The sequence below is a fragment of the Psychrobacter sp. NZS113 genome (assembly GCF_015864825.1).
Taxonomy (GTDB): domain Bacteria; phylum Pseudomonadota; class Gammaproteobacteria; order Pseudomonadales; family Moraxellaceae; genus Psychrobacter.
Genome location: NZ_JADYWL010000005.1, coordinates 41,266 through 67,412 on the forward strand (window position 1 = coordinate 41,266; position 26,147 = coordinate 67,412).

At 41.9% G+C, this 26,147-nt stretch carries 21 protein-coding genes; 11 read left to right on the forward strand and 10 right to left on the reverse strand.

Going from position 1 to position 26,147, the window contains the following annotated elements; translation table 11 throughout:
* Nucleotides 1-525 precede the first annotated feature (525 nt).
* Together I6E61_RS08665 and I6E61_RS08670 are read left to right on the forward strand one after the other, a co-directional pair.
* The gene (locus tag I6E61_RS08665; RefSeq protein WP_197133291.1) at nucleotides 526-1,467 is read left to right on the forward strand and encodes a transaldolase; all 942 of its coding nucleotides are present in this window, start codon (nucleotides 526-528) and stop codon (nucleotides 1,465-1,467) included.
* Nucleotides 1,468-1,630: 163 nt separating this feature from the next.
* Complete coding sequence (locus I6E61_RS08670) at nucleotides 1,631-2,128, forward strand: hypothetical protein (RefSeq protein ID WP_197133293.1); 498 nt, start codon at nucleotides 1,631-1,633, stop codon at nucleotides 2,126-2,128.
* A 79-nt stretch (nucleotides 2,129-2,207) separates the two neighbouring features.
* Here I6E61_RS08670 and I6E61_RS08675 read toward each other — a convergent pair whose 3' ends face one another.
* Nucleotides 2,208-2,777: an adenine phosphoribosyltransferase gene (locus tag I6E61_RS08675; protein WP_197133294.1), complete on the reverse strand. Its 570-nt coding sequence runs from the start codon at nucleotides 2,775-2,777 to the stop codon at nucleotides 2,208-2,210.
* Nucleotides 2,778-3,128: 351 nt separating this feature from the next.
* Between I6E61_RS08675 and I6E61_RS08680 the strand changes: the two genes are divergently transcribed.
* Together I6E61_RS08680 and I6E61_RS08685 are read left to right on the forward strand one after the other, a co-directional pair.
* Entirely contained in the window at nucleotides 3,129-3,293 is a 165-nt protein-coding gene (locus tag I6E61_RS08680) for a rubredoxin (RefSeq protein ID WP_110922890.1), read from the forward strand.
* A 27-nt stretch (nucleotides 3,294-3,320) separates the two neighbouring features.
* Nucleotides 3,321-4,370, forward strand: a complete 1,050-nt coding sequence (locus I6E61_RS08685) for an alpha/beta fold hydrolase (protein ID WP_197133296.1) — start codon at nucleotides 3,321-3,323, stop codon at nucleotides 4,368-4,370.
* Nucleotides 4,371-4,510: 140 nt separating this feature from the next.
* Here the strand turns inward: I6E61_RS08685 and I6E61_RS08690 are convergent, their stop codons facing one another.
* Nucleotides 4,511-5,662: a WG repeat-containing protein gene (locus tag I6E61_RS08690; protein WP_227685746.1), complete on the reverse strand. Its 1,152-nt coding sequence runs from the start codon at nucleotides 5,660-5,662 to the stop codon at nucleotides 4,511-4,513.
* Nucleotides 5,663-6,277: 615 nt separating this feature from the next.
* Here I6E61_RS08690 and I6E61_RS08695 point away from each other — a divergent pair.
* Complete coding sequence (locus tag I6E61_RS08695; RefSeq protein WP_197133298.1) at nucleotides 6,278-7,210, forward strand: DMT family transporter; 933 nt, start codon at nucleotides 6,278-6,280, stop codon at nucleotides 7,208-7,210.
* Nucleotides 7,211-7,321: 111 nt separating this feature from the next.
* Here the strand turns inward: I6E61_RS08695 and I6E61_RS08700 are convergent, their stop codons facing one another.
* Complete coding sequence (locus I6E61_RS08700) at nucleotides 7,322-8,671, reverse strand: solute carrier family 23 protein (RefSeq protein ID WP_227685759.1); 1,350 nt, start codon at nucleotides 8,669-8,671, stop codon at nucleotides 7,322-7,324.
* Nucleotides 8,672-9,409: 738 nt separating this feature from the next.
* Between I6E61_RS08700 and I6E61_RS08705 the strand changes: the two genes are divergently transcribed.
* On the forward strand, nucleotides 9,410-10,843 hold the full coding sequence (locus I6E61_RS08705) for an L-serine ammonia-lyase (RefSeq protein ID WP_197133303.1): 1,434 nt from the start codon (nucleotides 9,410-9,412) through the stop codon (nucleotides 10,841-10,843).
* 117 nt (nucleotides 10,844-10,960) lie between these two features.
* Here I6E61_RS08705 and I6E61_RS08710 read toward each other — a convergent pair whose 3' ends face one another.
* The 3 genes from I6E61_RS08710 to xthA all read right to left on the reverse strand — a co-directional run bounded on the left by I6E61_RS08710 (nucleotide 10,961) and on the right by xthA (nucleotide 13,833).
* The gene (locus I6E61_RS08710; protein WP_197133305.1) at nucleotides 10,961-11,353 is read right to left on the reverse strand and encodes a DUF4377 domain-containing protein; all 393 of its coding nucleotides are present in this window, start codon (nucleotides 11,351-11,353) and stop codon (nucleotides 10,961-10,963) included.
* Between the two features lie 362 nt (nucleotides 11,354-11,715).
* Complete coding sequence (argJ, locus tag I6E61_RS08715; protein ID WP_197133307.1) at nucleotides 11,716-12,939, reverse strand: bifunctional glutamate N-acetyltransferase/amino-acid acetyltransferase ArgJ; 1,224 nt, start codon at nucleotides 12,937-12,939, stop codon at nucleotides 11,716-11,718.
* Nucleotides 12,940-13,008: 69 nt separating this feature from the next.
* Entirely contained in the window at nucleotides 13,009-13,833 is an 825-nt protein-coding gene (gene xthA / locus I6E61_RS08720) for an exodeoxyribonuclease III (RefSeq protein WP_197133309.1), read from the reverse strand.
* A gap of 572 nt (nucleotides 13,834-14,405) precedes the next feature.
* Between xthA and I6E61_RS08725 the strand changes: the two genes are divergently transcribed.
* The 5 genes from I6E61_RS08725 (at nucleotide 14,406) to I6E61_RS08745 (ending at nucleotide 21,323) form a co-directional block, all read left to right on the forward strand.
* A complete protein-coding gene (locus I6E61_RS08725) occupies nucleotides 14,406-14,990 on the forward strand; it encodes a thioesterase family protein (RefSeq protein WP_197133311.1) in 585 nt (194 codons plus the stop codon).
* Between the two features lie 45 nt (nucleotides 14,991-15,035).
* Nucleotides 15,036-15,890: an ATP-binding cassette domain-containing protein gene (locus tag I6E61_RS08730; RefSeq protein ID WP_197133313.1), complete on the forward strand. Its 855-nt coding sequence runs from the start codon at nucleotides 15,036-15,038 to the stop codon at nucleotides 15,888-15,890.
* 199 nt (nucleotides 15,891-16,089) lie between these two features.
* Nucleotides 16,090-16,881: an iron export ABC transporter permease subunit FetB gene (gene fetB / locus I6E61_RS08735; protein WP_197133315.1), complete on the forward strand. Its 792-nt coding sequence runs from the start codon at nucleotides 16,090-16,092 to the stop codon at nucleotides 16,879-16,881.
* 463 nt (nucleotides 16,882-17,344) lie between these two features.
* Entirely contained in the window at nucleotides 17,345-19,042 is a 1,698-nt protein-coding gene (locus I6E61_RS08740) for an AMP-binding protein (RefSeq protein ID WP_197133318.1), read from the forward strand.
* Between the two features lie 580 nt (nucleotides 19,043-19,622).
* Nucleotides 19,623-21,323: an AMP-binding protein gene (locus I6E61_RS08745; protein ID WP_197133321.1), complete on the forward strand. Its 1,701-nt coding sequence runs from the start codon at nucleotides 19,623-19,625 to the stop codon at nucleotides 21,321-21,323.
* 99 nt (nucleotides 21,324-21,422) lie between these two features.
* On the opposite strand, the gene I6E61_RS08750 is transcribed toward I6E61_RS08745, so the two are convergent.
* From I6E61_RS08750 to I6E61_RS08765, 4 genes are all read right to left on the reverse strand, one after another.
* Nucleotides 21,423-22,295, reverse strand: a complete 873-nt coding sequence (locus I6E61_RS08750; protein ID WP_197133324.1) for an SDR family oxidoreductase — start codon at nucleotides 22,293-22,295, stop codon at nucleotides 21,423-21,425.
* Between the two features lie 199 nt (nucleotides 22,296-22,494).
* A complete protein-coding gene (locus I6E61_RS08755; RefSeq protein WP_197133326.1) occupies nucleotides 22,495-23,259 on the reverse strand; it encodes a histidine phosphatase family protein in 765 nt (254 codons plus the stop codon).
* Between the two features lie 48 nt (nucleotides 23,260-23,307).
* Complete coding sequence (locus I6E61_RS08760; RefSeq protein ID WP_197133329.1) at nucleotides 23,308-24,552, reverse strand: phosphotransferase family protein; 1,245 nt, start codon at nucleotides 24,550-24,552, stop codon at nucleotides 23,308-23,310.
* Between the two features lie 229 nt (nucleotides 24,553-24,781).
* Nucleotides 24,782-26,032 carry an acyl-CoA dehydrogenase family protein gene (locus I6E61_RS08765; protein WP_227685760.1) on the reverse strand — a complete coding sequence of 417 codons (1,251 nt, stop codon included), beginning with the start codon at nucleotides 26,030-26,032 and terminating at the stop codon, nucleotides 24,782-24,784.
* Between the last annotated feature and the right edge of the window lie 115 nt (nucleotides 26,033-26,147).

The window sequence follows — 26,147 nt, forward strand, 5'->3', positions numbered from 1 at the left end:
ATCCTTTTTCTAAAATTATTACTGAGTTTTATAACTGTTAGATACTACTAATATAGATACTACTAATAAATACTAATATATTGGTTCTAAATACTTGGCATATCGTCAAAATTCATAAACGTTTAGGTAGTCGCTGTTAAGATATCGCTATTGAGATAAAGTATTCTAGCAATAATGCTTAGATAAATGACATTTCATCGAATAATCTATCAAAACAACTTAACTTCCTAAACCTGTCTAGCACTGTTGCGACAGGCTGACGATACATCAGCTAGCAAATGTAGCGGCCAAACCACTGACCCGCTCTACTATAACAAAAACTATGGTCAGTGCCCATGCGTAAATACGTGTAAACCCGCTAATATTAGCAAAGTTATAAGATATGACAGAAATGCACGGTCAAACTATGGGTCAATATTGGCTCAAAACTGTGTTACAGTTTAAAACTAACAGCAGATAGCACTATAAATAATAAAACAACCAATTAATAAATGGCATTATAAATTGAAAATTAAAGGATATTAGATGAACGCATTACAACAGCTTCGTACCATGACCACCATTGTCGCTGATACTGGAGACCTGACCGCCATTGCGCGTCTAAAACCTATCGATGCAACCACTAATCCAAGCTTAATCACCAAGGCACTCATCCACCCTGACAACCAAGGCATGCTATCAGAGACCATGAGCCGCCATAATGGCGATATAGATGCTGTGATTGACGCACTTACTATTCAGATTGGCTGTGATATTCTAGAACTCATCGAAGGCCGAGTGTCCACCGAAGTCGATGCACGCTTGTCTTATGACACTCAAGCGACGATTGATAAAGCCTTAGCGTTTATGGACGCTTACCAAAAGGCAGGTATCAACTCAGACCGTGTGTTGATTAAAATGGCCGCAACTTGGCAAGGCATTGAAGCCGCACGCTATCTTGAAACCCAAAACATCCACTGTAATCTGACGTTATTGTTTGGACAGCATCAAGCGATTGCATGTGCCGATGCTGGCGTGACACTGATATCACCGTTTGTGGGTCGTATCCTAGACTGGCAAAAACGCCAACAAAACCGCCAAAACGTGCCAGCCTCTGATGATATGGGCGTACAGTCAGTGAAGCGTATTTACCAATACTACAAACAGCATGACTATTACACCCAAGTCATGGGCGCAAGTTTCCGTTCAACAGAGCAAATATTAGCGCTGGCAGGTTGTGACCTATTAACCATTGCACCCAATCTCATTGATGAGCTCGCAGCGATGGACACTGAAGTAATACAACAGTTGTCACCGAGCATGTCACTGGATATGGCGGATATGACCCGCGTGAGCTTGACGCATGAAGAATTCAGTGCGGCCTATCAAAAAGACACGGTCACACAAGACTTATTACCAAAAGGTATCGATGGTTTTATCAATGCACGTGATGAGCTTGCTCAGATGCTAGCGACTATACGGAGTTAAGACACTAAGTTAAGATTCATAGTCACTAGATCAGTCACTAATGCATCCACTGATATCGATAATACTCTGCGAACTGTAACAACAGGCAATAAAAGAAAGTTGCCTGCTAATAGCAAGTTGGCTATTATGGCCCACTTCCAACAACCAGAAGCAAGGCTTGATTATGAAGCGGCTATCAATGTTATTAGTAAGCGGTGCTCTCGCAGTCAGTGCGCATGCAGTGGACTGGTCAAAAGTATCAGAGAGTCCAACTGGATCAATTTTTAGCTTAGACTTGGAATCTATCGAAAGCTCCGACATCAATATCATAGACGAAAAAGACGTCGAAAATATCACTGTGTCTATTCGTCGAACCTATCCTCCACAAACGAATGAGACGAAAGTAGATAACGTAAAAAAAGATAACGTAAAGAAAGACAAAGCGAAAAAAGACAATATTCATCATAGTGACCAGCAACTACTAATCTCTTGCAAAGATGCCAGTTATTATAGACGTGCCTATGTGAACTACGGAGCCAAGGATAAAGTATTGGCCTCTTGGCAATCAGAAAAACCAATACTAACCACCAAAGACTTTAGAACCACTACGCCCAATACAGTCGGACGCACATTGGTAGAACAAGCTTGTAAAAGTTATGAGCAAGCCCAAGAGAACGCTTAAAATAAAAAAGCGCGCTGAATAATATCAGCGCGCTTTTGTTCAATATCTAAGGTTTATCTTGGCCTGTAAATAACGCTTGCTAGGCTTTCAGCACTGTATAAACAGGTACTGGAAAGTCGCCATGTAAATCAACTAAGTCTAGCAATACTAAAGCACCCACGACTGTATGTTCTGCTGAGCGGCACAGCTCATAGGCTGTGGTTAGCGTACCACCAGTCGCTAAGATATCATCAACCAGTAATACACGCTCAGGCGGCAAATTATTTTGCATTTCAAGCGTATCTTTACCATACTCTAGAGCATAGGCTTTATTTGCAACGGGTGGTGGCAGCTTACCCGGTTTACGTAGCAAAATCATACCTTTGCCCAATCGGCCTGCCAGCAAACTTGCAAACACAAACCCACGTGCTTCTACAGCCCCAAAACAATCTACCTCATCCATCAACCCTTCTGGCAGTGCGGCAAGTAGCGCATCAATGACTTCGTTGATATGACTGCGCAGTAACGGTGTAATATCATAAAAATCAATGCCAACTTTTGGAAAATTTGGTACTGTGCGAATAACTTGCCAAAATGGATGATCGGTATTGAGCATATTAGATGACTCGTTTTCGGTGTTTGTAGATGTAGCAGTGGTACTGGTGCTCATGGACAACCCTTAACTTATATGGTTTAGATAACAACTGAATAGTAACTGGATGATACTGTATCAACGATAAATGATGACTAATACGGTGAGTTTAGCGGCAAGTATTATAGCATAACTGATACCAGCATCTAGGCTAGGCTCTGAAGCTCGTCGCTTCTCAATTAGGGACAGAACCAACATCCCTCTTGATAAAAGCAAAGCAATCTCAATATACAAGTGTAAACTTAACTACGAAAATCACGGTTATATGCTAAACTACGTGCGCTTTCGCAGTCTGACATATTGACTGTAATCCCAAATATAAGTGTCAATAGCGCACTGTAACACTAGTAATGATCGATAGGACTATTTATGAAACGTTATGAATGTATTGTCTGTGGCTGGATATATGATGAAGAGCTTGGTTGCCCAGAAGAAGGAATCGCACCAGGTACCAAATGGGACGACATCCCTGATGACTGGACGTGCCCAGAGTGCGGTGTGGGCAAGCTTGATTTTGAGATGATTGAGCTGTAGTAGACGACTCGCTAATTAGGACACTTCATGACTATATCAAATGATATCAATAATGCCAAAGAAAGTGCCAAACCATCTGTAAGCCTTGATGACAGCGTAGGAAGCTACCCTACTGCTGAGTGGCAAAAGTTTGGCGCGCATCAATGGTGCGACTCTGACTTGAGCAAATATCTGTATCAATCGATGATCAACATCGGTGATGGTATTGAACTCTGTGTCGAGGCTGGTGGCAATCCCAATAATCCACCACTGCTGATGATTATGGGTCTTGGCTCACAGATGATATTTTGGCCAGATAACTTCATCAAGCGGCTTATTGATGCAGGTTTTTTTGTGATTCGTTTTGATAATCGTGATATTGGCTTGTCTTCTAAAGTTCAGATTGAAGGTCTACCGCGTATCAGTCAACTAAAAATGATGATGCGCTTGCAAACGGGTCTGTCCAATAAGAGCACGCAAGTTGCTTATAATTTGACAGACATGGCAGAAGATACCGTGCGCTTGATTAAGGCATTGCAGTTAGGTAAAACACACATCCTAGGCGCCTCTATGGGCGGTATGATTGCCCAAATCGTGGCAGCACGTTATCCAAGCCTAGTACAACGCATGGCGTTGATGTTTACCACGACCAATCGTGCCTTTTTGAAACCGCCGAAGCCCAAGCAGCTATATACACTCATTAATCGTCCTGAAAGCCATTCTGAGCGTGATATTGTGCGTCATAGCGTCTGGTTTATGAAAACTGTCGGCACGCCCGGACATGTCAATGTACGTATGGTGCGTGAGATTGCCAAGCTGCGCTATCAACGCAATTTTCATCCGCTCGGTACGGTGCAACAGCTCAATGCTATCTTGGCATCAGGTTCTATCAGTCGATTTAGCAAACAAGTTAAAGCACCGACTATCGTGCTACATGGTAGTGCAGATGGCCTACTACCTGCCTCGCAGGGCCGCGTGGTGGCCAAGACCATTCCTAACGCCAAGTTCCAATTGATCGAAGGTATGGCGCATGACATTCCTGAGTATTATCAGCCATATATGGTTGATTTGATTGGCTCGCACTTATTAGAAAAATAGTTTTTAAAGCGCTAGCAGCTTAACTGCTTCACATAAAAAAAGAGTGTAAACCTATCATCAACTTATAGGCTTACACTCTTTTTTATTGCTAGGATACGACCTAAATACTTTACATGTGTCTTTAAACATAAGGGCAGCCTCTACTCACAACTGATACTAGACCCTTCTTTATCAATGCACATTTTATTACCATTTTTTAGATTACCAATCCACGCCTTACCATCTGTAAATACAAACGCAGGCTTACCTTTGTAGCTATCATTCTCAGACACACCGCTGTCAGAAAAACGAAACGGAATCACAAGCTCACCACCAAGACTGAGAAACCCCCAGTCCTTACCAATTCGTACGCCAGCTAAGCCTTCGGAAAATGACTGCACCTCATCAAACGAATACGTAATCATAATCACGTTATTGTCATCAACAAATCCCCACTTGCCATCTTGTTGGCTCGGCTGCAATGTCGTAAAACGATTGAGAGGTGCTGACTTTGATTGGGCAATACTGGATTCGGTAGAATTGGATTTTGATGAAGAGGCAGCAGACTCATCACTATCCTTACCATTTGGATCGCTGGTCGTGTTACCGTTTTTGTCCAGCCAACTGATTGCTCGGCTTTTATTGACGCGAGCCACGCCACCTCGATAATCATCGATATCACTAATCGCTGCCGAAAATGGCACAATGGTTTTATTGGCTGTGTTGATTACCCCGTAATTGCCATTTTTTTTCACAATGATACGGTCTTCTGACACCCCTCTTGCCCAGCCTGCGGACTCGCCCAATAAGTCATAAACAACCGGCACAACCTCACGGCCCTGCATATTGATATAGCCGACTTTATTGCTGCGTTGGACAGGAATTAAACCACCAGCGATTTTATCTGCCTTGATCTCTTGATAACGTGATAAATCAACGACAGCTTTGCCTTTACTGTCAATCAAAGCCACTGGTGCACCAAAATCTTTTATTGCTAAAAAATAACCACTACTTGATGTACAAGAGACATTTTTATAATAGCTCTTGGGCAATTTGCAGCTCGCCGCATGCGCTGGCATACCAATCACAATAGCCAACAGCCCCCCAAGACACATATAAAGTATGTATTTTGGAGATGACCAAAAATAGACTAACGCAGGTAGTGGGAAAAAAGACAAAGAACGTTGACGCATAAATAACCCTAAGCTAAAAGTATGGCGGCGTTTTAAACCTTCACGACTGGCTGACAATACACTCAATACTAACAGCACGGTTAATATAGTGCCATTACCCAATGAATATAGTAAGCACATGCTAGGGCGTGTCATCAATTAAATTGTGAGGCCTAAAATGAGAAAAATTGTAAATAAACAAGGAAGAAATTGCCGTTAATATGAACATATTGACAAAATTTCTAACGATGTTTAGCGAAATTTAGCCATTTTAAGGCCACTAAATGTATTAATGTGCTAATTGATGACACGCACTTATAATTTATAATCATTATAAACCCCCACATTGATAAATAGCGAATAGCTACTTAGGGTTACTATAGTCAATCCTCTATAAAAGAGCTACATCGTTAACCTCACTTGAAATATCACATATACATCTGCGCTCGGTTGCCTTGTATTTCTTTTAAACTGAATCAACGATAACATGATAATGCTATTACATAACTATTCGAATAAAAAATCGTAATCTTATTTCTTTCATCGCTTTTCAGAATATTTCTTTAAAAATGTTTACTAATTATCTAGCAAGGCATTCATTTTTTAGGCCAAAACGTTTACAGTGAAACTTATGTAAAATCGGGCATTACTAAAATTATCTTGTTGTACTATAACCATCATTTTATTGTCTATAAATGATTGGCCTTTACCAACGTAACATCACCTTAGTAACAAATATTAAAGTAAGGATCATTTATGGCAGAGACCTCTTCGCGTTCTGCATCTATTGGCTTGGTCATCGGCTGTATCATTTTTGGTTTGGGCAGTTTGATTGTGGCTCATGTGGATGTGGGTGGTTGGGCAATGGCCTTTTGGCGACTGGCCATCTCCGGTGTCATATTTGCCGTACTGGCCAAGCTAACAGGGCAACATATGCCACGTTCGAAGCGTGCCATCATCTATGGTTTATTGTCTGGGGCATTTTTGGGGCTAGATTTGGCGCTGTGGCATGAGAGTATTTATGCAGTCGGACCTGGTATTTCAACCCTGCTTAATAGCTTACAGATTTTCTTTTTGGCGGCTATCGGATTTTTGTATTTTGCAGAGCGTCAGTCTATTTTGCAGTTAATTAGCTTGTTCCTTGCCATGTTGGGTGTGGCTATGATTGGTAGCCCTGAATTTGCACATAACACAGATGCTGTTTGGGGGTTTGTTACTGGTATTCTATCAGGAGCCATGTTAGCTGCTTCTATGACCTTTATTCGAAAAACCCACGACACAGAACCCACGCCCATATTTGTATTGATGCAATTGGTCAGTATTGGTGGCGTATTAGCGATGATTGTGCCCATGTTTGTGTTTGATATGGGACACATATTACCCAATACATGGTCGGAGATTGGTTGGATACTGATTTATGGAGCCGTCATGCAATGCTTGGCATGGGGCCTGATTGCTTACTCTATCCCTAAGATGTCACTGGCATTAACAGGACTGCTCTTATTGAGTGAGCCGGTGGCCGCATTGGTAATTGACTATAGCTGGCTAGACAAGCCTATCAATACTCTGCAATGGAGCGGTGCTTTACTGACTATGTTCGCCATTTATTTAGGCTCGCTAAAGCCCAAGCCACGCGCCCTACGCCGTTATCGGTTTTTTGCGCGTTTTTATAAACGTAGATATAAATAGCGCTAACATTATAGGCCAATAAAAAGCACCCATGCTATCGATAGCATGGGTGCTTTTTTAACGTTAACAGTTTGGCTGAGATGTTCTATAAATATTCTAGAACTCAATCCATTATTTGGCTAACGACTTATTAGCAGCCTTCATCTCACCGCTTTGGTTAAATAATGCATTTAATACGATAGCTGCCAACGTAGCAGTACCGATACCGCCCAAATCAAAACCGCCTAAGTGCAAGCTGAAGTTACCAGTACCCATAATGACAGTCACTGCCGCAATGATCAGGTTGCTGTTTTTGCTAAAATCAATATGGTTGTCTAACCAGATTTTTACGCCTGCAAGCGCAATTAAGCCAAACACCACGATAGATGCGCCGCCCAATAATGCCGCTGGTATCGTCTGAATAATGGCACCAAACTTTGGTGATAGCCCAAGAATGATAGCAACTATACCAGCTACAACGAATATCGTCGTGCTATATACTTTAGTCACCGCCATAACGCCAATGTTTTCGGCATAAGTGGTCACACCTGTACCACCAAATCCTGCTGAAAAAGTCGTCGCTAAACCATCTGCAAAAAATGCGCGGCCCATATAAGGCGTCACACGAGCTTTGGTCATGCCTTCGACGGCCTTAAAATGCCCTAAGTTTTCAGCAACCAAAATAAAGGCTACAGGCGCAATCAGAATAATGGCATTTTTATCAAAGCTAGGCGTATGAATGGTTGGGAGACCGAACCATGAAGCGGCTGCCACACTACTAAAATCAATCGGCGACCCAAATCCTAAGACGTTAGTCATCACAAAATAGGCAAGATACGATAGTATCAGACCAACCAGCAGTAGCAAGCGACGCAACATGCCGCCTGTAAATACAGCCACACCACTAATCAATAGTACCGTCAATGTAGCCATCCAAGCGTCAAACTGATTGCTAGATACCCCTTGAATAGTGACTGGTGCTAAATTAAGACCAATAATCATCACGATAGCACCAGTGACGATAGGTGGCATCAGACGCTCAATCCAGCCAGTGCCGGTTTTCATCACCAGCAGTCCAATCAACGCATAAATGATACCGCATGCCATAATGCCGCCCAAAGCGACACTTAAATTATCATTGAATCCTGCACCTGCATAGGCAGTAACAGCAATGACTGGACCGATGAAAGCAAAGCTTGATCCCAAGTAACTTGGCATGCGCCCGCCCGTAATTATGAAAAACATTACGGTACAAATACCTGACATCAAAATAGCCAGATTGGGATCAAAACCCATTAACAATGGTGCCAGTACCGTTGCCCCAAACATTGCAAACGTATGCTGTACACCTAGCAACACACTTTTTGATGGTGGCAGGTATTCATTGATACCAACTGGATCACGATCCAAATCACCCTGATAAGAGCGCCATGTTGGAAACCAACGGCCGTTTTCAAAATCTGGGTTTTTTGGATAACTCATGGCTGCTGAATCAATACCTGCAGCTTCTAGTGCGTTGTGAGCCGATTGCTCTTGGGCGCTACTTTCTGAATGCGAGGAAGGGTCTTTTTGAGATGGCATGCGCTTATCCTATGTGAGCTGAGCTAAAATAATAGGCGACAATAAATGATGGAATTAAAACTGAGTCAAATCGTGAATTCAATAGATAAAGAGATGTAGGTAAAGATGAATATAGTCGATTCAATTTAAAAGTAGTACAAGACAACCGACTGCAGATGTATATCAAATACTTCAAGCGAGGTTAACGCTGTAATGCTTTTATAGTGGAATGACTATAGCAAGCTCCACATCCTTTCATTTATAATATGTCGCCCTAATTCATTCATTTATGTTGCAATATAGCAAACCAAAAGTATTATTTGGTATGATGACCATGTTTTGCTAGATGTATCAAGTCGGATATGTTCTACTAAAAACGATTTCGGCCGTTATGTACTCAACGTACTTTATAGCGACAACCAACTTACAGGATGTTACACGGCAGTTGACTCCGAGCATGATAACGGAGTTTCAAAATAAATAAAAGTTATTATTCAATCACCAGTTGTACCCCTTTACGCTAAGACTTTCATAGGTGTTGCCCTGCACACGTTTGCTTTCGGTGCATAAGGGTGGTGGCTGTCTATCATATTCTCAATAAAAGTGCCTAAAGCAATCAATACAACAGGCTAAAGCACTCAATACTTTTGGTAACTTATTATGATCAGTGTTTTTGATTTATTTAAAATCGGTATAGGACCATCAAGCTCACATACAGTCGGGCCGATGCTTGCTGCAAACCTGTTTTTGGCTTCATTAAGTAAGCATCAAGAACTGACAACGATTAAAACGATTGAAATCGAGCTTTATGGCTCTTTAGCTGCCACAGGCAAAGGACATGCCACCGATACAGCCATCTTGCTAGGTCTACTTGGACACGCTCCTAGTACCATTGATACACGGTTGACCAGTAGTTATTTATCGCCTATATTTTCTGACAAGACACTGAATATATCGGGTACTCACCTCATTAATTTTGATACAGAACGTGACATTCATTGGTATGACGATACGGTGCTTCCTTATCATCCCAATGCATTGATGCTTCGAGCCATATCGATAGACGGTACGCATTATCAGCAGACTTATTACTCAGTCGGTGGCGGATTTGTGATTAATGAAGAAGATGCCACCAATCCAGATGAAGATCATGCCAGCCCAACGATTGATGTGGTTCCTTACCCGTTCAATAGTGCCGCAGAGCTTTTAGAGCAGTGCCGCAAGCATGATCTAAGCATCAGCGATCTGGTACTGGCCAATGAGTGTCACTATCGTAATCAAACAGAAGTATTTTCCTATTTAGATTCTATTTGGGCTTCTATGCAGGACTGCGTGACACGAGGGTGTCAAAATAGCGGCATATTACCTGGTGGCCTAGATGTGAAGCGTCGTGCTCAAGCGCTGCATCTACAACTGTGTGCTGAAAAAAACCAGCCAGTGACGAAAAACGATAAGCTTGCGGCGATGGATTGGATTGATCTGTATGCCCTAGCCGTCAATGAAGAAAATGCCAACGGCGGTAATGTTGTGACTGCTCCTACTAATGGTGCTGCAGGTATTATTCCTGCTGTCATGCATTATTACCGTGACTTCCTATCAACTTACAGCATAGAAGGCGCTCGCAAGTTTTTATTGAATGCTACTGCTATCGGTAGCTTAATCAAACAAAACGCTTCCATATCTGGTGCTGAGGTCGGCTGTCAAGGTGAAGTTGGCTCTGCTTGTGCGATGGCAGCATCAGCATTGGCTGAAATACTAGGCGGCGACCCTGCCAAATGTCTCAATGCCGCTGAAATTGGTATTGAGCACAATCTAGGTCTCACCTGCGACCCTGTGGGCGGACTAGTACAAGTACCTTGCATCGAGCGTAATGCGATGGGCGCGGTAAAAGCTGTGAATGCAGCACGCCTTGCCTGCCGTGGTAATGGGCAGCACTTCGTTTCTTTAGACAAAGTAATCGAAACGATGAAAGTAACAGGTGCTGATATGCTTGATAAATACAAAGAAACATCTCGTGGCGGACTTGCTGTCTATGCTGATAATCGCATTCCTACGGCAACTCGCGGCTTTACTGTTAATTACAGCCAATGTTAAAGCTACTCAATAATTGATTAAAAAAAGACAATAAAAAAGGCCTCTAATTCTTTAGAGGCCTTTTTTATTGTCTTTTTTATGGTGAGGGTATAAAACACTTATTAAACCAAGTAATTTTTACTCAGCAGTTTTTGAGATAACTTCATTCAAAATCCAAACTGGCTGTACGACGTTAGAACCTTCTTCAGTCACAGCTTCTTGACGAATATCGAGCATATAGCGATAGTTTGGCTCATAGGTAAAGCCCTGGATATTACCGTTTAAAGTGGTGTAGTTTTTCTGATAAGTTTGACGATACTGCAGGCACTGAGATTCAACCATAGAGCCATCAGTTGCGGTAAGGTCACATACGGCTTTGCGCGGTGCAACTTCTACTTCAAAACTTGGAATATTGACCACTTTTACATCCATAGGCTGGCCTTCAACAACCATCGTACGTTCATTGTCCATAGTAGAACAACCAGAAAGTGCAAAAGTCGTCATCAATGCTGCAAGTGCAAGTTTTTTCATTATAAAACCCTCAGTGAGTTGTTATTAATTATAAGTAGCTTGTCTAAATTTATTTTTTTAACATTTAATATTTGTAATAGCTAATCTTTGTAACAGTAAGCACGGCAAAGTAGATGTGTTATTAACAAGTAAATCATCAAAGTTCAAAAGTCTTGCCATGTGTTATTTACTGAAATTAGTATAAGTCGCAAGCTCTCCATCTCTCTATAACTGCTTTGTAAAGTAACGTCAGCTTTTGCAACTGATGTTAATGACACGTATTAACTAGTAGGGCTAATTGATACCGAGCAGGCGTCAGACAGCAAAAAGCCAGAATGATAGTCATTCTGGCTCAATCAACAATGTATTTACTTTAATAAATTCTAACTACGATAATCAGCATTTATCTTAACGTAATCATAAGATAAGTCGCAGGTATACACCGTATCACTAGCATTGCCGCGTGCAAGATTGATATGAATAGTAATCTCAGGACGACTCATGACTGTCTTGCCCGCCTCTTCCGTATAGCTAGGCGCAACACCACCACTTTGACAAATCATCACATCATCCAGATACACGTCGACTTGCTCTGTATCTAAATCTTCGATACCCGCATAACCAACTGCCGCTAAGATACGACCCCAATTGGCATCGCTAGCGAAGAATGCAGTCTTTACGAGTGGTGAATGCGCCACTGCATATGCTACATCGCAGCATTCTTGCGTTGTCTGGCCACCAGTGACTTTCACTGTCATAAACTTGGTTGCACCCTCTCCATCACGCACGATTAATTGCGCCAAACGCACAAATACTTCTGTCAACGCCGTAAATATTGACTGATAATGCGGATGTTCTGGGCTATCGATCACTTCTGAGCTAGCAGCGCCAGTGGCTATCAATACACAGCAGTCATTGGTAGAGGTATCACCATCGACAGTGATGCGGTTAAAAGATTGCTCATTGATGGCGCTTAGCATCTCTTGCAATAAGTCAGCAGCGATATTGGCATCAGTTGCCACATAACCCAACATGGTCGCCATGTTCGGGCGTATCATGCCTGAGCCTTTTGACATACCTGTTATGTGATAACTGGTACCCGCTACATCAACTTTTTGGCTGGCAAGCTTAGGAATCGTATCAGTGGTACGAATACCATTGGCTGCTGCAAGCCAGTTATCAGCCCCAAGATTGGCAAGTGCATTGTCTAAGCCTGCGATCACTGCGTCACTATTTAATGGCTCGCCAATGACACCTGTAGAAAATGGCAATACAGCATTGCTATCTACACCAGCTTTATGAGCCAGTGCAGCACAGATATCGACAGCACGACGCTTACCATCAGCGCCCGTCCCTGCATTGGCATTACCTGTATTGGTCACCAAATAGCGAGGGCTGGCTTTAGCGAAGTGTTCGCGCAATACACGCACAGGTGCAGCACAAAAGGTATTTTTGGTAGTAACAACCGCAGTGGTTGCATTATCCGCTATCTCTATGACGACTAAATCATCACGGTCTTTATAACGCACACCCGCTGCAGTCGCACTTAGCTTGATACCTTCGATAGGATAGATCGTATTGGGTACTTCAATATTTCCGACAGCCATCATTACATCCTTATTGTTCAAGTCTTATTATGATTTATAGACTATGTTTTGATAAATACTATAACAGTGCTACTGTTTTTTTAAGTCAAATGCCGACCAAATTGGTGCATGGTCAGACGGTTTTTCCATAGCGCGCAGATCATAGCTGATACCTGCATCAACACATGCTTCAACTAGGTCTGCAGTACACAGAATATGGTCGATACGTAGTCCGCGCTTAGGCTCGTCATTAAAACCGCGACTGCGGTAATCAAACCAGCTATAGAGCTCAGTGCTTTCTGGATAATGCAAACGATACGTATCTGTCAGCTCACGCGACATCAATGCACTATACCACTCACGCTCTTCTGGTAAAAATGAAGTCTTTCTGTTTTTGAGCCAGCGCTTTGCATTGACTTCACCGATGCCGATATCGATATCTTCTGGAGCGATATTCATATCTCCCATAACCACGAGAGAGCGACCTTCTGCTTTTAATGTATCAATATAAGCCATTAAATCTGCATAATAAGCACGCTTCATCGGAAACTTGGTTGGATGGTCTTGGCTCTCTCCTTGCGGAAAATAGCCATTGAGCACATCAACTTCACGTCCTTCAAACTCATAGCGGGCATGAATAAAACGCTTTTGCGCTTCTTCCTCTTCACCCGGAAAGCCTTTTTGCACAAAAATAGGCGCCACTTTAGACAAGAGTGCAACACCATAATGCGCCTTTTGACCAAAATATTCTACGTGATAGCCCAAGCTTTCTATGTTCTCTAAGGGAAACTGCTCGTCATGTACTTTAGTTTCTTGCAGACCCATCACATCAGGATCGATGACGTCTCGCACAGCCTCAAGCTGATGTTGGCGAGCACGAATACCATTAATATTAAAACTGACAAAACGGGTCATAAATTATCCTATACTGATTGATGAAATACGGTGCTAATACAAATAGTTGAGAGGCAAAAGATAAAAACCACTATAGTCGATTCAATTTAAAAGTAGTACAAGGCAACCGAGTGTCGATGTATATTGAATACTTCAAGCGAGGTTAACGCAGTAATATTTTTATAGTGGAATGACTATATGATAACAGACGGAGCGCAACCTAACTATTGCGTGTCCTGATATCTTGAGCTAGAGTAGCTCTTCTTATTAATTGTTATTTCTATAATAGTTTTGAATGACACTTTATTATCGTCAAAACTCTATTAAAAAACTGCATCGTTATTTATTCAAAAGGCAATACTAGAGTGTGTCTTCATTTTAAAAACGGTGATAAAAATGAGATAAATTGCCGTCAAACAAGAAAATAGCGTAGATAATATCGGGATATTAACCAGCTATTTGACGATGTTTGGTAATATTTAGCCATTTCTAGCCCATTTAGATGACTATCAAGTGAATTGAAGACACGCCCTGACCTTTGTTAAGCAAAAACTTTAAACCATTTATACTGATAAAAAATACTGAGCATAATTATGACAACGACTAATAGCAAAAACTCCACTGCAACATCAACGGGAACCAATACAATTACGCCATTGTTTGCTAAAGATTATAACGTCTATATTAACCATACTGATGCCGGCGGTATAGTCTACCATGCCAATCATTTGGTGTTTTTTGAAAACTGCCGCCGTGATTGGTTTGGCCAACTTGGTTTAAATGGTTATTTCTTACAGACGGACAATGGTGATATACAGCATTTTGTCGTGAGTCAGGCAGACTTGCAATACAAACGAGCTATTCTCTTAGATGAAGTGATCAATGTGCGTGTAGACAAAGTCGAATTAAAACCTGCCAGTATGATTTTCCATCAAAGCATCCATCGTCACATAGCAAATAGCGACGCTACTGGTAACATCAATACGAGCAACAGTGTATTGAGTAGCGCTAAAATCGTTATTGCCTGTGTACAAAACCAAGTTCAAGCAGAAGCTATATCTACTGATAAATCAGACGCTACCGCTGCGAGCAATGCGCCCATGCGTCCTATCCGTGTACCACAAAAATTACGTAGTGCTATCGAGCAAGCTATTAGCGAGCAAATGGGTAGTCAATAATCCTAATAGATGAGCGTGCATCATAATAAGGGTGAGTTTGAAGTTATGCTTACATTCAAAAATATTTGGGTACACAGCAGACGTACAGCGACCTCATTCTCTTCTGACAATGTATCTAACAATGCGTCTGATAATGTCACTAGCAATGTCACTAGCGTTCAAACAAACCCCTTTATACCATTTAATATTTATCAAAAATGGTCTAAAAAACTAAGAAAAATAGTAAAGCCAGATCCTGGCTTACCCGCTCATGAGCGAGTATTGATAAATGGTGGGACTGGTACACTACTATCAGGACAAGTAACGGTACTGACAGGGTCTTCTGGTAGTGGGAAATCTGTGTTGTTACGGGTATTAGCAGGACTATTGCCAATGAGCAACGGTGACGTCTATCTCAATAATGAGGATGCATCAAACATCAATGCGCCTCAGAGTGTCCACGATACATTGCCCACACGATGGCGCATGCAAGTTGCCCTACTCGCACAGCACCCGCAACTGCTAGAAGGCCGTGTCATTGATAACCTAAAAACGCCCTATCGCCTACAAGCTCACCAGCATCGCAGTTTTGATATAGATTGGCATATCGCACAGCTCGAACACTTGCAACGGAACGCTGATTTTTTACAGCAAGATACCAATCAATTATCAGGTGGTGAGCGCCAACTGGTCAATACCCTACGCCTTTTACAGTTAAATCCGCAGGTCTTATTACTAGATGAGCCTACAGCTGCTTTAGATATTGACACTTCGGTACAGCTGGTACAGCTACTTATGAGATGGCTACAACTAGATACGCAGCGCACATTATTATGGGTCACTCATGATACGCAGGATATCATGCCACTAGCCAATCATCATTGGCATATGCAAGCAGGCGTATTAACCGAAGTGTTTTAGTACCGATATCTGATATCCAATCAACACCTCCCCTCATGTCATGTCTGAACTGACTGGCTCTACCTGATATTTATATTATAATATAGTCGGTTCAATAGAATTTGGATACAAAAAAGCCGAGTGCAAGTGCTACAAGTAGTAGACTAAGCGAGACTGACACCGTATCCAATTTATAGAGGATTAACTATAATGAGCACTTATGAGTAGTACGGATGATATGCAGATGGTTCTGAGTTACGGGGATGTCGCCCTAGCGAGTAGTCTAATTCTCATCGTACTCCTTATATCATGGCGACTGCGCCTGCATCTGACTAAGATACTATTAACTGCTGCTATTCGTACGGTGGTCCAGCTCAGTTTCATTGGTTTGATATTGGCATGGATCTTTGCACGTGAACAATGGTACGAAGTACTCCTAATTTTAACCATCATGACCTTAATTGCAGGCAGCGCTGCCAAAAACCGAGTTAAACGCAGCTACAAAGGTTTGCTCAACGATACGTTTATCGCAGTCAGCACTTCAGCAGTATTCGTTACGGCAATCGCCATCATCATTATTTTGAGGGTGCAGCCTTGGTACACACCGCAATTTATTATTCCTATACTAGGCTTAATACTGGGCAACTCGCTCACTGCCATCTCTTTGACCAGCAACCAGTTAATTGAATTTTTTCATGAGCAACGCGAGCGCATCGAGATGATGCTCAGCTTATCTGCGCGACCATTTGAAGCCGTACACGAGCCCATACGTGCTGCGATCATCAACGGCATGACGCCAACGCTAAACTCAATGTTAGTCGTCGGTATTGTCAGTTTACCGGGGATGATGACAGGTCAAATCCTTGCTGGTGCCGATCCTACTCAAGCGGTTCGCTATCAGATTGTGACCATGTTTTTGATATGTGTGAGTAGCACGCTCGGCTGTACAATAAATGCACTGCTTATCTATCGACGCTTTTTTAATAAGAAACATCAGTTTATCCTACCTTAAATACTGCGGTATTAATGTCCAGTTATAAAAATCACCTCATGTTTTAAACATACTTCTATATATTTAATATTAGTCATATATTTGATTTTAATTTATGTACTGATTAGTATTTCATTTTCATATTACTTCTAATAATACTCATGCTAATGTACTCATTGGAGGTTCATTTGTTTTTTAAAATTTTAATGGTATAAAATATTTTTATTATTATGAAGATACCTATTTTTTCAATTTCCTTAATGATAAATTATACTTTCTAAAAATCATTCTATCGAACGATCTTCGTTTTTAAATGATATCTAGATCGCATTATATAACAACAAGATAAATCCATCAGTCAGTCAATCGATAAGAAATTATCACTCTCAACAGCAAACGATCACGTCAGCGCTGATGAGCATCATTGACACGGATACGACTGCCATATCACAACTTTAAATAGTAAACCTCAAGGACGCTGACTATGACGCCGAATAAACCATGGCTTGCCCATTATCCTAATATTGTGCCTAAGACGATCAATCCCGATAGATATAACAGCATCATAGACCTATATGAAGAGTGCTTTGATCGTTTCCGTATGCACCCTATGAGCATCTGTATGGGCGTTACTCATACTTATGGTGACGTTGATAAAGCATCACTGGCAGTTGCAGCATGGTTACAAGCACAAAGCATCCCTAAAGGCAGCGTCGTTGCGTTAATGATGCCAAACGTTCCACAGTACCTACCTACGATGATTGGTATTTTGCGCGCAGGATATGTATGTACCCCTATTAACCCACTCTATACTGGTCGAGAATTGCGCCATCAGTTAAACGATTCGGGCGCGCAGATTATTTTTGTGGTTGATAACTTTGCCCAAGCGCTTGAGCAAGTCATTGGTGAAACCAATATTAAGCGCATTGTCCTCTCAAGAATGGGCGATATGATGGGACTAAAAGGTATTTTGGTCAATACAGTTATCCGTCAGATCAAACGCCTCGTTCCTAAATATAAGCTGAACGACCCTAAGTACGAATTGACCAAATTTCCTGATGTGCTCAAAAAAGGTAAAGTTCTTCCGTTCCATAAACCAGCCATGCAATTAAGTCAAAAAGCCTTTTTGCAGTACACAGGTGGAACGACTGGACTGTCTAAAGGTGCTATCTTGTCGCAGCGTAATATCGTTGCTGCAGCCTTGCAGTCAGAAGCATGGACTCGGCCGATCACCTCAGAGATTAATGAGGTTTATATCAATATGGTTATGGCCCTGCCGCTATATCATATATTTGCGTTTATGCTGAGTATGTTAGGCATGCGTTCCGGCTACACCTTTATATTGGTACCCAATCCACGTGATATACCAGGCTTCGTCAAAACACTATCAAGGCAACCATTCCATATATTGCCAGCGGTTAATACTTTATATAAAGGTTTACTGGATAATCCAAACTTTAAAAACTTAAATTTTAGTTCACTACGTCTCTCTCAAGCGGGTGGTATGGCTGCGACTGAGCAAACAGCTGCACGCTGGCTTGAAGTGACTGGCTGCCCTATGGTTGAAGGTTGGGGTATGACTGAAGGAGTAGCTGCAGGTACGGCTAATATTGTGACGGATCACAAATTTAATGGCACTATTGGTTTGCCGCTCCCAAGCGTTGATATCATTGTGGTTGATGATGAAGGTAATCGTGTTGGTATGAATGAAGCGGGTGAAATGTGCATCAAAGGCCCCAATGTTACCTCTGGATACCTTAACAGAGACAGTAGTGATGACTTCACCAGTGATGGTTATTTCCGTACTGGTGATATTGTCAGCATGGATGACAGAGGCTATATCACCCTACTTGATCGCAAAAAAGACATGGTTTTAGTCTCAGGTTTTAACGTCTTCCCGAATGAGATTGAATCTGTGATGCTGGATTGTAATGATATTGTTGATTGCGCAGTCATTGGTATCCCAGATGAACATCAGGGCGAAGCGGTTAAGATTTATGTCGTCGCTGCGGACAACAATGTCACCAAAAGTGATATCAAAGAATTTGCTTTAGACAATATGACTGGCTACAAATGTCCGCGTTATATCGAGTTCATTGACGAGCTACCAAAAAGCAATGTCGGCAAAGTCTTGCGTCAAAAACTGCGTGAAAAGCATCAGGCAGACAATCCACAACGGTAAATAAAGCATCAATAATATAGAAGCGTTCTATCTCAATATAGAGCGCTTTTTTTATGAAAAGCCAATCATTTCTATAAACAAAATTTCAGAACTGTAACAATTTTATTAAAGTAATTATGCAGCTAACTGTATTACCAGAAAGATTATTGTTATAATAATTTAACATTTTTCTAGAAAAAAAGCCGTTTATCATTATATATAACCGTTTATCCAAATATATGTTGCAACATATATTGTTGTTTTTATCAAATTTAATTATAAACTATCAAGTTCTTGTATTGCCATAACGAAATCAATTGTAGTTATGTTACTGTATTGCTAAAACAAGTTACTTCATTTTTACAGTAATAAAGATAACAACCTGCCGTTTAATCTACTCCGATTCTACCCATTGTGGTTAAATCAATTTGTAGTTAAAAACTTTATATATGTAAAGGCCACCCTATTCTAGCAGTCTGTGAATCACTATGATGTCACTCGACAATTCATTGCTTTTTTAGCAATGATATATATTGTTGACACGGATGTGACTACTTTTCTATAGAACCTTAACTTATTTCAACACTTAAGGACTTTAAGTATGACAGTAGATAAACCTTGGCTTGCTCAATACCCACAAAACGTACCCAAAACCATTAATCCTGATCAGTATACTAGCCTTATAGAGCTGTATGAGGAATGTTTTGAGCGTTTCCGTATGCATCCAATGACTATTTGTATGGGCGTTACTCATACCTATGGCGATGTCGATAAGGCATCACTGGCAGTTGCGGCATGGTTACAAGCACAAGGCATTCCAAAAGGTAGTGTGGTGGCAATGATGATGCCAAACGTTCCACAGTACCTGCCTACGATGATTGGTATTTTGCGTGCAGGATATGTATGTACCCCTATTAATCCACTTTATACTGGTAGAGAACTGCGCCATCAATTAAATGATTCGGGCGCTCAGGTCATTTTTGTGGTGGATAACTTTGCCCAAGCACTTGAGCAAGTCATCGAAGAGACCAATATCAAGCGCATCGTCCTCTCAAAAATGGGTGATATGATGGGGCTAAAAGGCATCTTGGTCAATACAGTTATCCGTCAGGTCAAACGCCTCGTTCCTAAATATAATCTTAATGATCCTAAGTACCATGTTACTAAGTTTCCTGAAGTGCTCAAAAAAGGTAAGCATTTACCTGTTCAGTCACCAAAAGCCACCATGGAACAAAAAGCCATTCTGCAATATACGGGCGGAACAACGGGGCTATCTAAAGGTGCTGTCTTAACTCAGCGCAACGTCGTTGCTGCTGCTATGCAGTCAGAAGCATGGTACCGTCCTGTCACCTCAAATATTAATGAGGTTTATATCAATATGGTTATGGCGCTGCCGCTATATCATATATTTGCGTTTATGCTGAGTCTGCTCGGTATGCGCTCGGGCTACACCTTTATATTGATACCCAATCCGCGCGATATGCCAGGGTTTATCAAAACATTATCAAAGCAACCGTTCCATATTTTCCCAGCGGTTAATACTTTGTTCAAGGGTTTGCTCGATCAGCCAAACTTTAAGGATTTGAACTTTAGCTCATTACGTATCACTCAAGCAGGTGGCATGGCAGCAACTGAGCAAACAGCATCACGCTGGCTTGAAGTCACTGGCTGCCCTATGGTTGAAGGTTGGGGTATGACTGAAGGAGTAGCTGCAGGTACTGCCAACGTCATCACTGACCGTAAATTCAACGGTACTATTGGCATACCAGTTCCTAGTGTTGATGTCATCGTGGTCGATGAGAACGGCAAACGTATGGGTCTAAATGAAGCGGGTGAAATGTGCATTAAAGGCCCTAACGTCACTTCAGGCTATTTCAACAAAGACAGTAGCAATGACTTTACCAGTGATGGTTATTTCCGCACTGGCGATATTATTAGCATGGATGAAAAAGGCTATATCACCCTACTTGATCGTAAGAAAGACATGGTCTTAGTCTCAGGTTTCAACGTCTTCCCGAATGAAATTGAATCTGTCATGCTAGATTGTAAGGCTATTGTTGATTGCGCAGTCATTGGTATTCCTGATGCACATCAAGGCGAAGCAGTTAAAATTTATGTCGTTCCTGCAGACAACAATGTCACCAAAAGTGATATTAAAGAATTTGCATTGGAAAACTTAACTGGATATAAGTGCCCACGTCATATTGAGTTTGTGAGTGAACTGCCAAAGAGTGCTGTTGGTAAAGTCCTGCGTCAAAAACTACGTGAAAAACATATATCAGACAACCCTCAAACCCTTTAAGTTTTAAGCGCTATACACTTAAAAATAGAAAGAATAAAAAAAGCCCCTTACCTATTAGGTAAAGGGCTTTTTTTATTCTGTGTAATGCGTTGATTATAGTTATTTGTTTACTTTGTTAATTACCTGCAGTGGCATATGCTTCATTGCCTGTCCCACGATCGACCATGGCAAACTTGGTACACAAGCTTCATCAACACCAGCTTCAATTGCCGCAACGATTGCCTTGGTACCTGTATCGGAATCTACTTCGAACGGCAGTGGCTTCGCATTTTCATTGATTTCAGTACGAATATAGCCTGGGTAGATAGTAGAAACTTTAATAGGTAATTTAGTTAATAGCATATCAGCACGAATGCCTTCTGCTAAGTGCGCCAAGCCAGCTTTACTAGCGCCATAGGCTGTCAAATGCTTGGGCATTCCACGAATAGCTGACATGCTTGATATGACCACTAGATGACCACTACTCTGCGCCCGAAAAATATTCATGGCAGCTTCACATTGCGCCAATGCTGAGATAAAGTTAATCTCAACCGTGCGGCGGTTCGTCTCAAACCGACCTTTACCAATCCGGCGGCTTTCGCCAACACCTGCATTCACAACCACTTTGTCGATATGACCAAAATCAGTCGCGAATGCATCAAACACCTCAAAGATCGCATCGTAGTCACTGACATCTAAAGCTCGGTATTCAACACGGATATTCGGATACTCCGCTACTAGTTCTGACTGTAAACTCTCTAAGCGATCGATACGACGAGCACATATCGCAAGGTTGTAGCCAAGTTTAGCAAAGAGTTTGGCCATCCCCTCACCCAAACCTGAACTCGCACCCGTAATGAGCACGGTTTTATCGCGTCCAACCTGCTGCTTATTTAATTTTCGTAAATAACGTGATGGCTGAATGGCACCGACTATCTCATCTTTACGTTGTTTAGCGCTTTTGGTGACTAAATTTATCAATCTATTTTGCATGGACAGTCCTTTTCATATCGACATGAGATCAAAACAATAATCTATCATATCGCAAATTTCTAGGTTGGTTTTGTCAGTGATCAAAATAAATTCATAGTATTCAACAATTATGATGGCTACTCTTAATCAAATAAAGTGCCGCTACCTATCTTAAGCAACCGCTTTACCTTGCTTTTAACTCTATTTACTGGTTGCTAGCTTAACGCCACGTCACAAAAGAATTACCATCAGAGAACAAATGACTATATTCATTGAGTGACATCAAGCGAGTACTTTGATCTTTGAATGTGATCGAGGTTACCCCAGTATTGACCAAGCTTTTATTCAATTGATAAGCCGTCTGACTGCCTTGCTTGAGCAGCTGTGCAGTGATAGCTGCAATGACACCACCTGAGGTGAATACCAACACAGTACTATCACGACTTAACCCTAAGCTTGCTGCTTGTGCGCGTACCTGTTCAAGCGCTTGCTGTGCACGGTTATTAAACTGTGGCCAACTCTCAATATAGTCCTGATCATTATCGCCACCATGCCAGCGCTGCATTGCCTGATCAAATAGCTCAGCCAAACGCGTGGCTGGCACCTCTGATTTAGCCACCTCAGCCGTAATCGCACCTTTATTCATAAAGTCAGGATCAGATTTAATAAATACGTCTTTGTGATTAAACTCATCAAATTGCGGCAGAATATAACTATCTGGCTCATTTGTATTCATGATAGGCAACACAGGCACACTGTTGCTCTCATTAGAAGAAATAGACAATTGATAACGTGCTAAAAAATGCCGTGCAGAGTCTTGTTGCCTTACTAAACTGCCAGTAAATATCGCATCGATACGGCGCTGGGTTGTCGCATAGTGCTGGCCCAGCATTTGTGCCTGAATACCACCCAGCTCTGAGAGTTGATCATAGTTCTCTTGCCCAAAAGACGCTTGGCCATGACGTGCTAAAAGTATAGTTGTCATAAATTATTACCTTTTATCATATTTGCTAAAATGCGGTTTTCTGAGCGCTTAGGCTTCTGGAGAATGAGATGCTTTTGCAAAATAACCTTTCGGTAAAATACTTTTAACAACTTGTTGAACAGTGCTTGGTAACTGCTCGATAGCAGCAGCATCTGCGCTTATGTCTTCTAAATGTGGCTGGACGTACTCATTAAACAGTGTCTCACCTTCGTATTGCGCAATTAATTTAAGACATTTAGCATGCATCACGTGTATGGCAAGCCACGCATCTTTGAAAGCAGAATTGGTCGTTTGCTTATGGTAATAACGATAATAAATCTGTTGGATAATACCTGACAAGCGGAACAAGCCGAATACTTCATAGAAAGTCCAATTGTCTATCTCTAATCCAGATTTCTCTAGATAATAAGCAACCACTTTATCACGTGTCATCATGCCTTCTAGATGGGTGGGCTGACGACGGAACTGCTGCATCACGACATTGTCATCTTCTTCAATCCAATAAGCCAATGCACTACCCAAATCCATCAATGGATCACCAAGCGTTGCCATCTCCCAGTCGAGCACACCGATGACTTTGGTGGGGTCAGCCACATCAAGTATCACATTGTCAAAACGCCAATCATTATGAATAATACAGGTTTTGCTATCAGCAGGTGTGTGCTTGGCAAGCCACTCTCTGACTAGCGCAAAGCTAGGTACATTGGGGGTTTTCGCTTTGACATAACGCTTATCCCAACCACTGATTTGACGCTCACAGTAGCCATCACCGCGACCCAAATTCACCAAATCAGGGTGCTCGGTATAATCTATTTGATGTAGCTCTACCAAAGCATCCAAAACATTGGTACAAAGTATACGAGTTTGCTCCGGATCTAGATCGATACCCTCTGGTAGTTCTGCACGAGGGATAATCCCCTCCATACGCTCCATCACATAGAAATCAGCGCCGATGACAGCTTCATCAGTGCATAGCGCGATCATCTCAGGTACGTAGGGATAAGCTTCTTTTAAGGCTTTTTGAACGGTATATTCACGCACCATGTCATGGGCAGATTTGGCTTTAGTGCCTTTTGGTGGACGACGCAGTATCAAATCTTGATTTTTGTCATTGCCTTCGTACTGTAAGCAATAGGTCCAGTTTGATGCGCCACCTGAGAATTGAGTGACGGTAGGCTCGCCTACTACATCGACACCTTGGCCTCTAAGCCACTCACTAACCGCTTGGGCATCGAGCTCTTCACCCTCACGTACCACGCCGCCTTGGTCTAGTACTTTATTATCAGTTGCCATGAGACATTCCTTATCATGTGGTCTTTTATTTTTATAACAGATATGCGAGCTAGTCCTCAATTCAATCGATAGTCATCTAAATGGGTTAAGAATGAGGAGTCACTCTAGTGATGAAAAATTCACTACTAAGTCGTTAATAGTGAATTTTCAATTAGCATTACGATTTGCTTATTTTTAATAAAGGTTGCATGAGCAGATCAAGACTGACTCACACAACCATTTGTTAAGATTAAGCTTTATCAGATTTAGTCGAACGTCTAAAGCCCTGACGTTTGAGTTCTAGTTTGGCAATCATGGTTTTATGTACTTCATCAGGACCATCAGCTAAACGTAGCACACGTGCTTGCGAGTAGAAGTTCGGTAGCAACGTGTCTTGACAGACGCCCATACCACCATGAATCTGAATCGCCATATCGACGACTTCTTGTAATACAGTTGGCGCCACGACTTTAATAGCGGAGATTTCAGTCAATGCTGCTTTGGTGCCGTGCGCATCCATCTTCTGTGCAGCATATAAGGTCATCAAACGAGCTTGATCAATCTTAATACGAGCTTCGGCGATACGCTCAAAGTTACCGCCTAATTCTAGTAATGGCTTACCAAAAGCAGTACGTGACATGCCGCGCTTAACAGCCAGTTCTAGAGATTTTTCAGCAGCGCCAATACAACGCATGCAATGATGAATACGACCTGGCCCTAGACGCCCTTGTGCAATCTCAAAGCCCTTACCTGGTCCACCAATAAAGTGACTGACTGGCACGCGTACATTATCAAAGCTAATCTCACCATGACCGTGCGGTGCATCATAATCACCAAATACTTTAAGCATACGTTTGATGTTCACACCCGCTGTTTTTACTGGTACTAGTACCATCGAATGTTGATGATGACGGTCTGCACTCTCATCAGCGGTGTATGCCATGACAATTAAAATATCAACGGCAGGATCACCAAGACCAGATGACCACCATTTGCTACCATTAATGACAATCTCATCACCATCGACTACGGCTGTTGCTTGCATATTGGTTGCATCACTTGATGCCACATCAGGCTCAGTCATGCAGAACACAGAACGCGTCTTACCTTCTAGGATTGGCGTGAGCCACTTGTCTTGCTGCTCTTGGGTGCCATAGCGCCACAATAGCTCCATATTACCACTGTCAGGCGCATTACAGTTGAATACATGGGGCGCAAGCAAACTGCGACCAGTTAGCTCTGCAATAGGCGCGTAATCAGTTACCGAAAGCCCTGCACCTAACGTTTCATCAGGCAAGAATAAATTCCACAAGCCAGCCTCACGCGCCTGTTTACGTAGACTTTCATAGGCTTCAGGCCACTCCCAGTTTTCCCAATTACCATCAGGGTTTTTCTTATGACAATCTTCCCAAAATTGCGCTTCGATTGGCTCAATTTGCGTTTCAATGAACGCCTTGACTTTGGCATGCATGGCTTGACCATGTTCTGTTGCGGTAAACATTAAATTATCGTTAGACATAAATGACTTCCTTTTCTATATTGATTGTCTAAATCAAGTGTTGATAAAAAGCTCCATGAGAACCTTATAGTCGATTCAATTTGAAAGTAGTACAAGG

What these genes read in the sequence shown, in the direction of transcription:
- I6E61_RS08745 (WP_197133321.1), top strand. Translation starts at nt 19,623, where the DNA reads ATGACAGTAGATAAACCTTGGCTTGCTCAATACCCACAAAACGTACCC.
- I6E61_RS08725 (WP_197133311.1), top strand. Translation starts at nt 14,406, where the DNA reads ATGACAACGACTAATAGCAAAAACTCCACTGCAACATCAACGGGAACC.
- I6E61_RS08750 (WP_197133324.1), bottom strand. Translation starts at nt 22,295, where the DNA reads ATGCAAAATAGATTGATAAATTTAGTCACCAAAAGCGCTAAACAACGT.
- I6E61_RS08700 (WP_227685759.1), bottom strand. Translation starts at nt 8,671, where the DNA reads ATGAGTTATCCAAAAAACCCAGATTTTGAAAACGGCCGTTGGTTTCCA.
- I6E61_RS08695 (WP_197133298.1), top strand. Translation starts at nt 6,278, where the DNA reads ATGGCAGAGACCTCTTCGCGTTCTGCATCTATTGGCTTGGTCATCGGC.
- I6E61_RS08755 (WP_197133326.1), bottom strand. Translation starts at nt 23,259, where the DNA reads ATGACAACTATACTTTTAGCACGTCATGGCCAAGCGTCTTTTGGGCAA.
- xthA (WP_197133309.1), bottom strand. Translation starts at nt 13,833, where the DNA reads ATGACCCGTTTTGTCAGTTTTAATATTAATGGTATTCGTGCTCGCCAA.
- I6E61_RS08740 (WP_197133318.1), top strand. Translation starts at nt 17,345, where the DNA reads ATGACGCCGAATAAACCATGGCTTGCCCATTATCCTAATATTGTGCCT.
- I6E61_RS08760 (WP_197133329.1), bottom strand. Translation starts at nt 24,552, where the DNA reads ATGGCAACTGATAATAAAGTACTAGACCAAGGCGGCGTGGTACGTGAG.
- I6E61_RS08685 (WP_197133296.1), top strand. Translation starts at nt 3,321, where the DNA reads ATGACTATATCAAATGATATCAATAATGCCAAAGAAAGTGCCAAACCA.
- I6E61_RS08690 (WP_227685746.1), bottom strand. Translation starts at nt 5,662, where the DNA reads ATGTGCTTACTATATTCATTGGGTAATGGCACTATATTAACCGTGCTG.
- argJ (WP_197133307.1), bottom strand. Translation starts at nt 12,939, where the DNA reads ATGGCTGTCGGAAATATTGAAGTACCCAATACGATCTATCCTATCGAA.
- I6E61_RS08730 (WP_197133313.1), top strand. Translation starts at nt 15,036, where the DNA reads ATGCTTACATTCAAAAATATTTGGGTACACAGCAGACGTACAGCGACC.
- I6E61_RS08765 (WP_227685760.1), bottom strand. Translation starts at nt 26,032, where the DNA reads ATGTTTACCGCAACAGAACATGGTCAAGCCATGCATGCCAAAGTCAAG.
- I6E61_RS08670 (WP_197133293.1), top strand. Translation starts at nt 1,631, where the DNA reads ATGAAGCGGCTATCAATGTTATTAGTAAGCGGTGCTCTCGCAGTCAGT.
- I6E61_RS08665 (WP_197133291.1), top strand. Translation starts at nt 526, where the DNA reads ATGAACGCATTACAACAGCTTCGTACCATGACCACCATTGTCGCTGAT.
- fetB (WP_197133315.1), top strand. Translation starts at nt 16,090, where the DNA reads ATGAGTAGTACGGATGATATGCAGATGGTTCTGAGTTACGGGGATGTC.
- I6E61_RS08680 (WP_110922890.1), top strand. Translation starts at nt 3,129, where the DNA reads ATGAAACGTTATGAATGTATTGTCTGTGGCTGGATATATGATGAAGAG.
- I6E61_RS08710 (WP_197133305.1), bottom strand. Translation starts at nt 11,353, where the DNA reads ATGAAAAAACTTGCACTTGCAGCATTGATGACGACTTTTGCACTTTCT.
- I6E61_RS08675 (WP_197133294.1), bottom strand. Translation starts at nt 2,777, where the DNA reads ATGAGCACCAGTACCACTGCTACATCTACAAACACCGAAAACGAGTCA.
- I6E61_RS08705 (WP_197133303.1), top strand. Translation starts at nt 9,410, where the DNA reads ATGATCAGTGTTTTTGATTTATTTAAAATCGGTATAGGACCATCAAGC.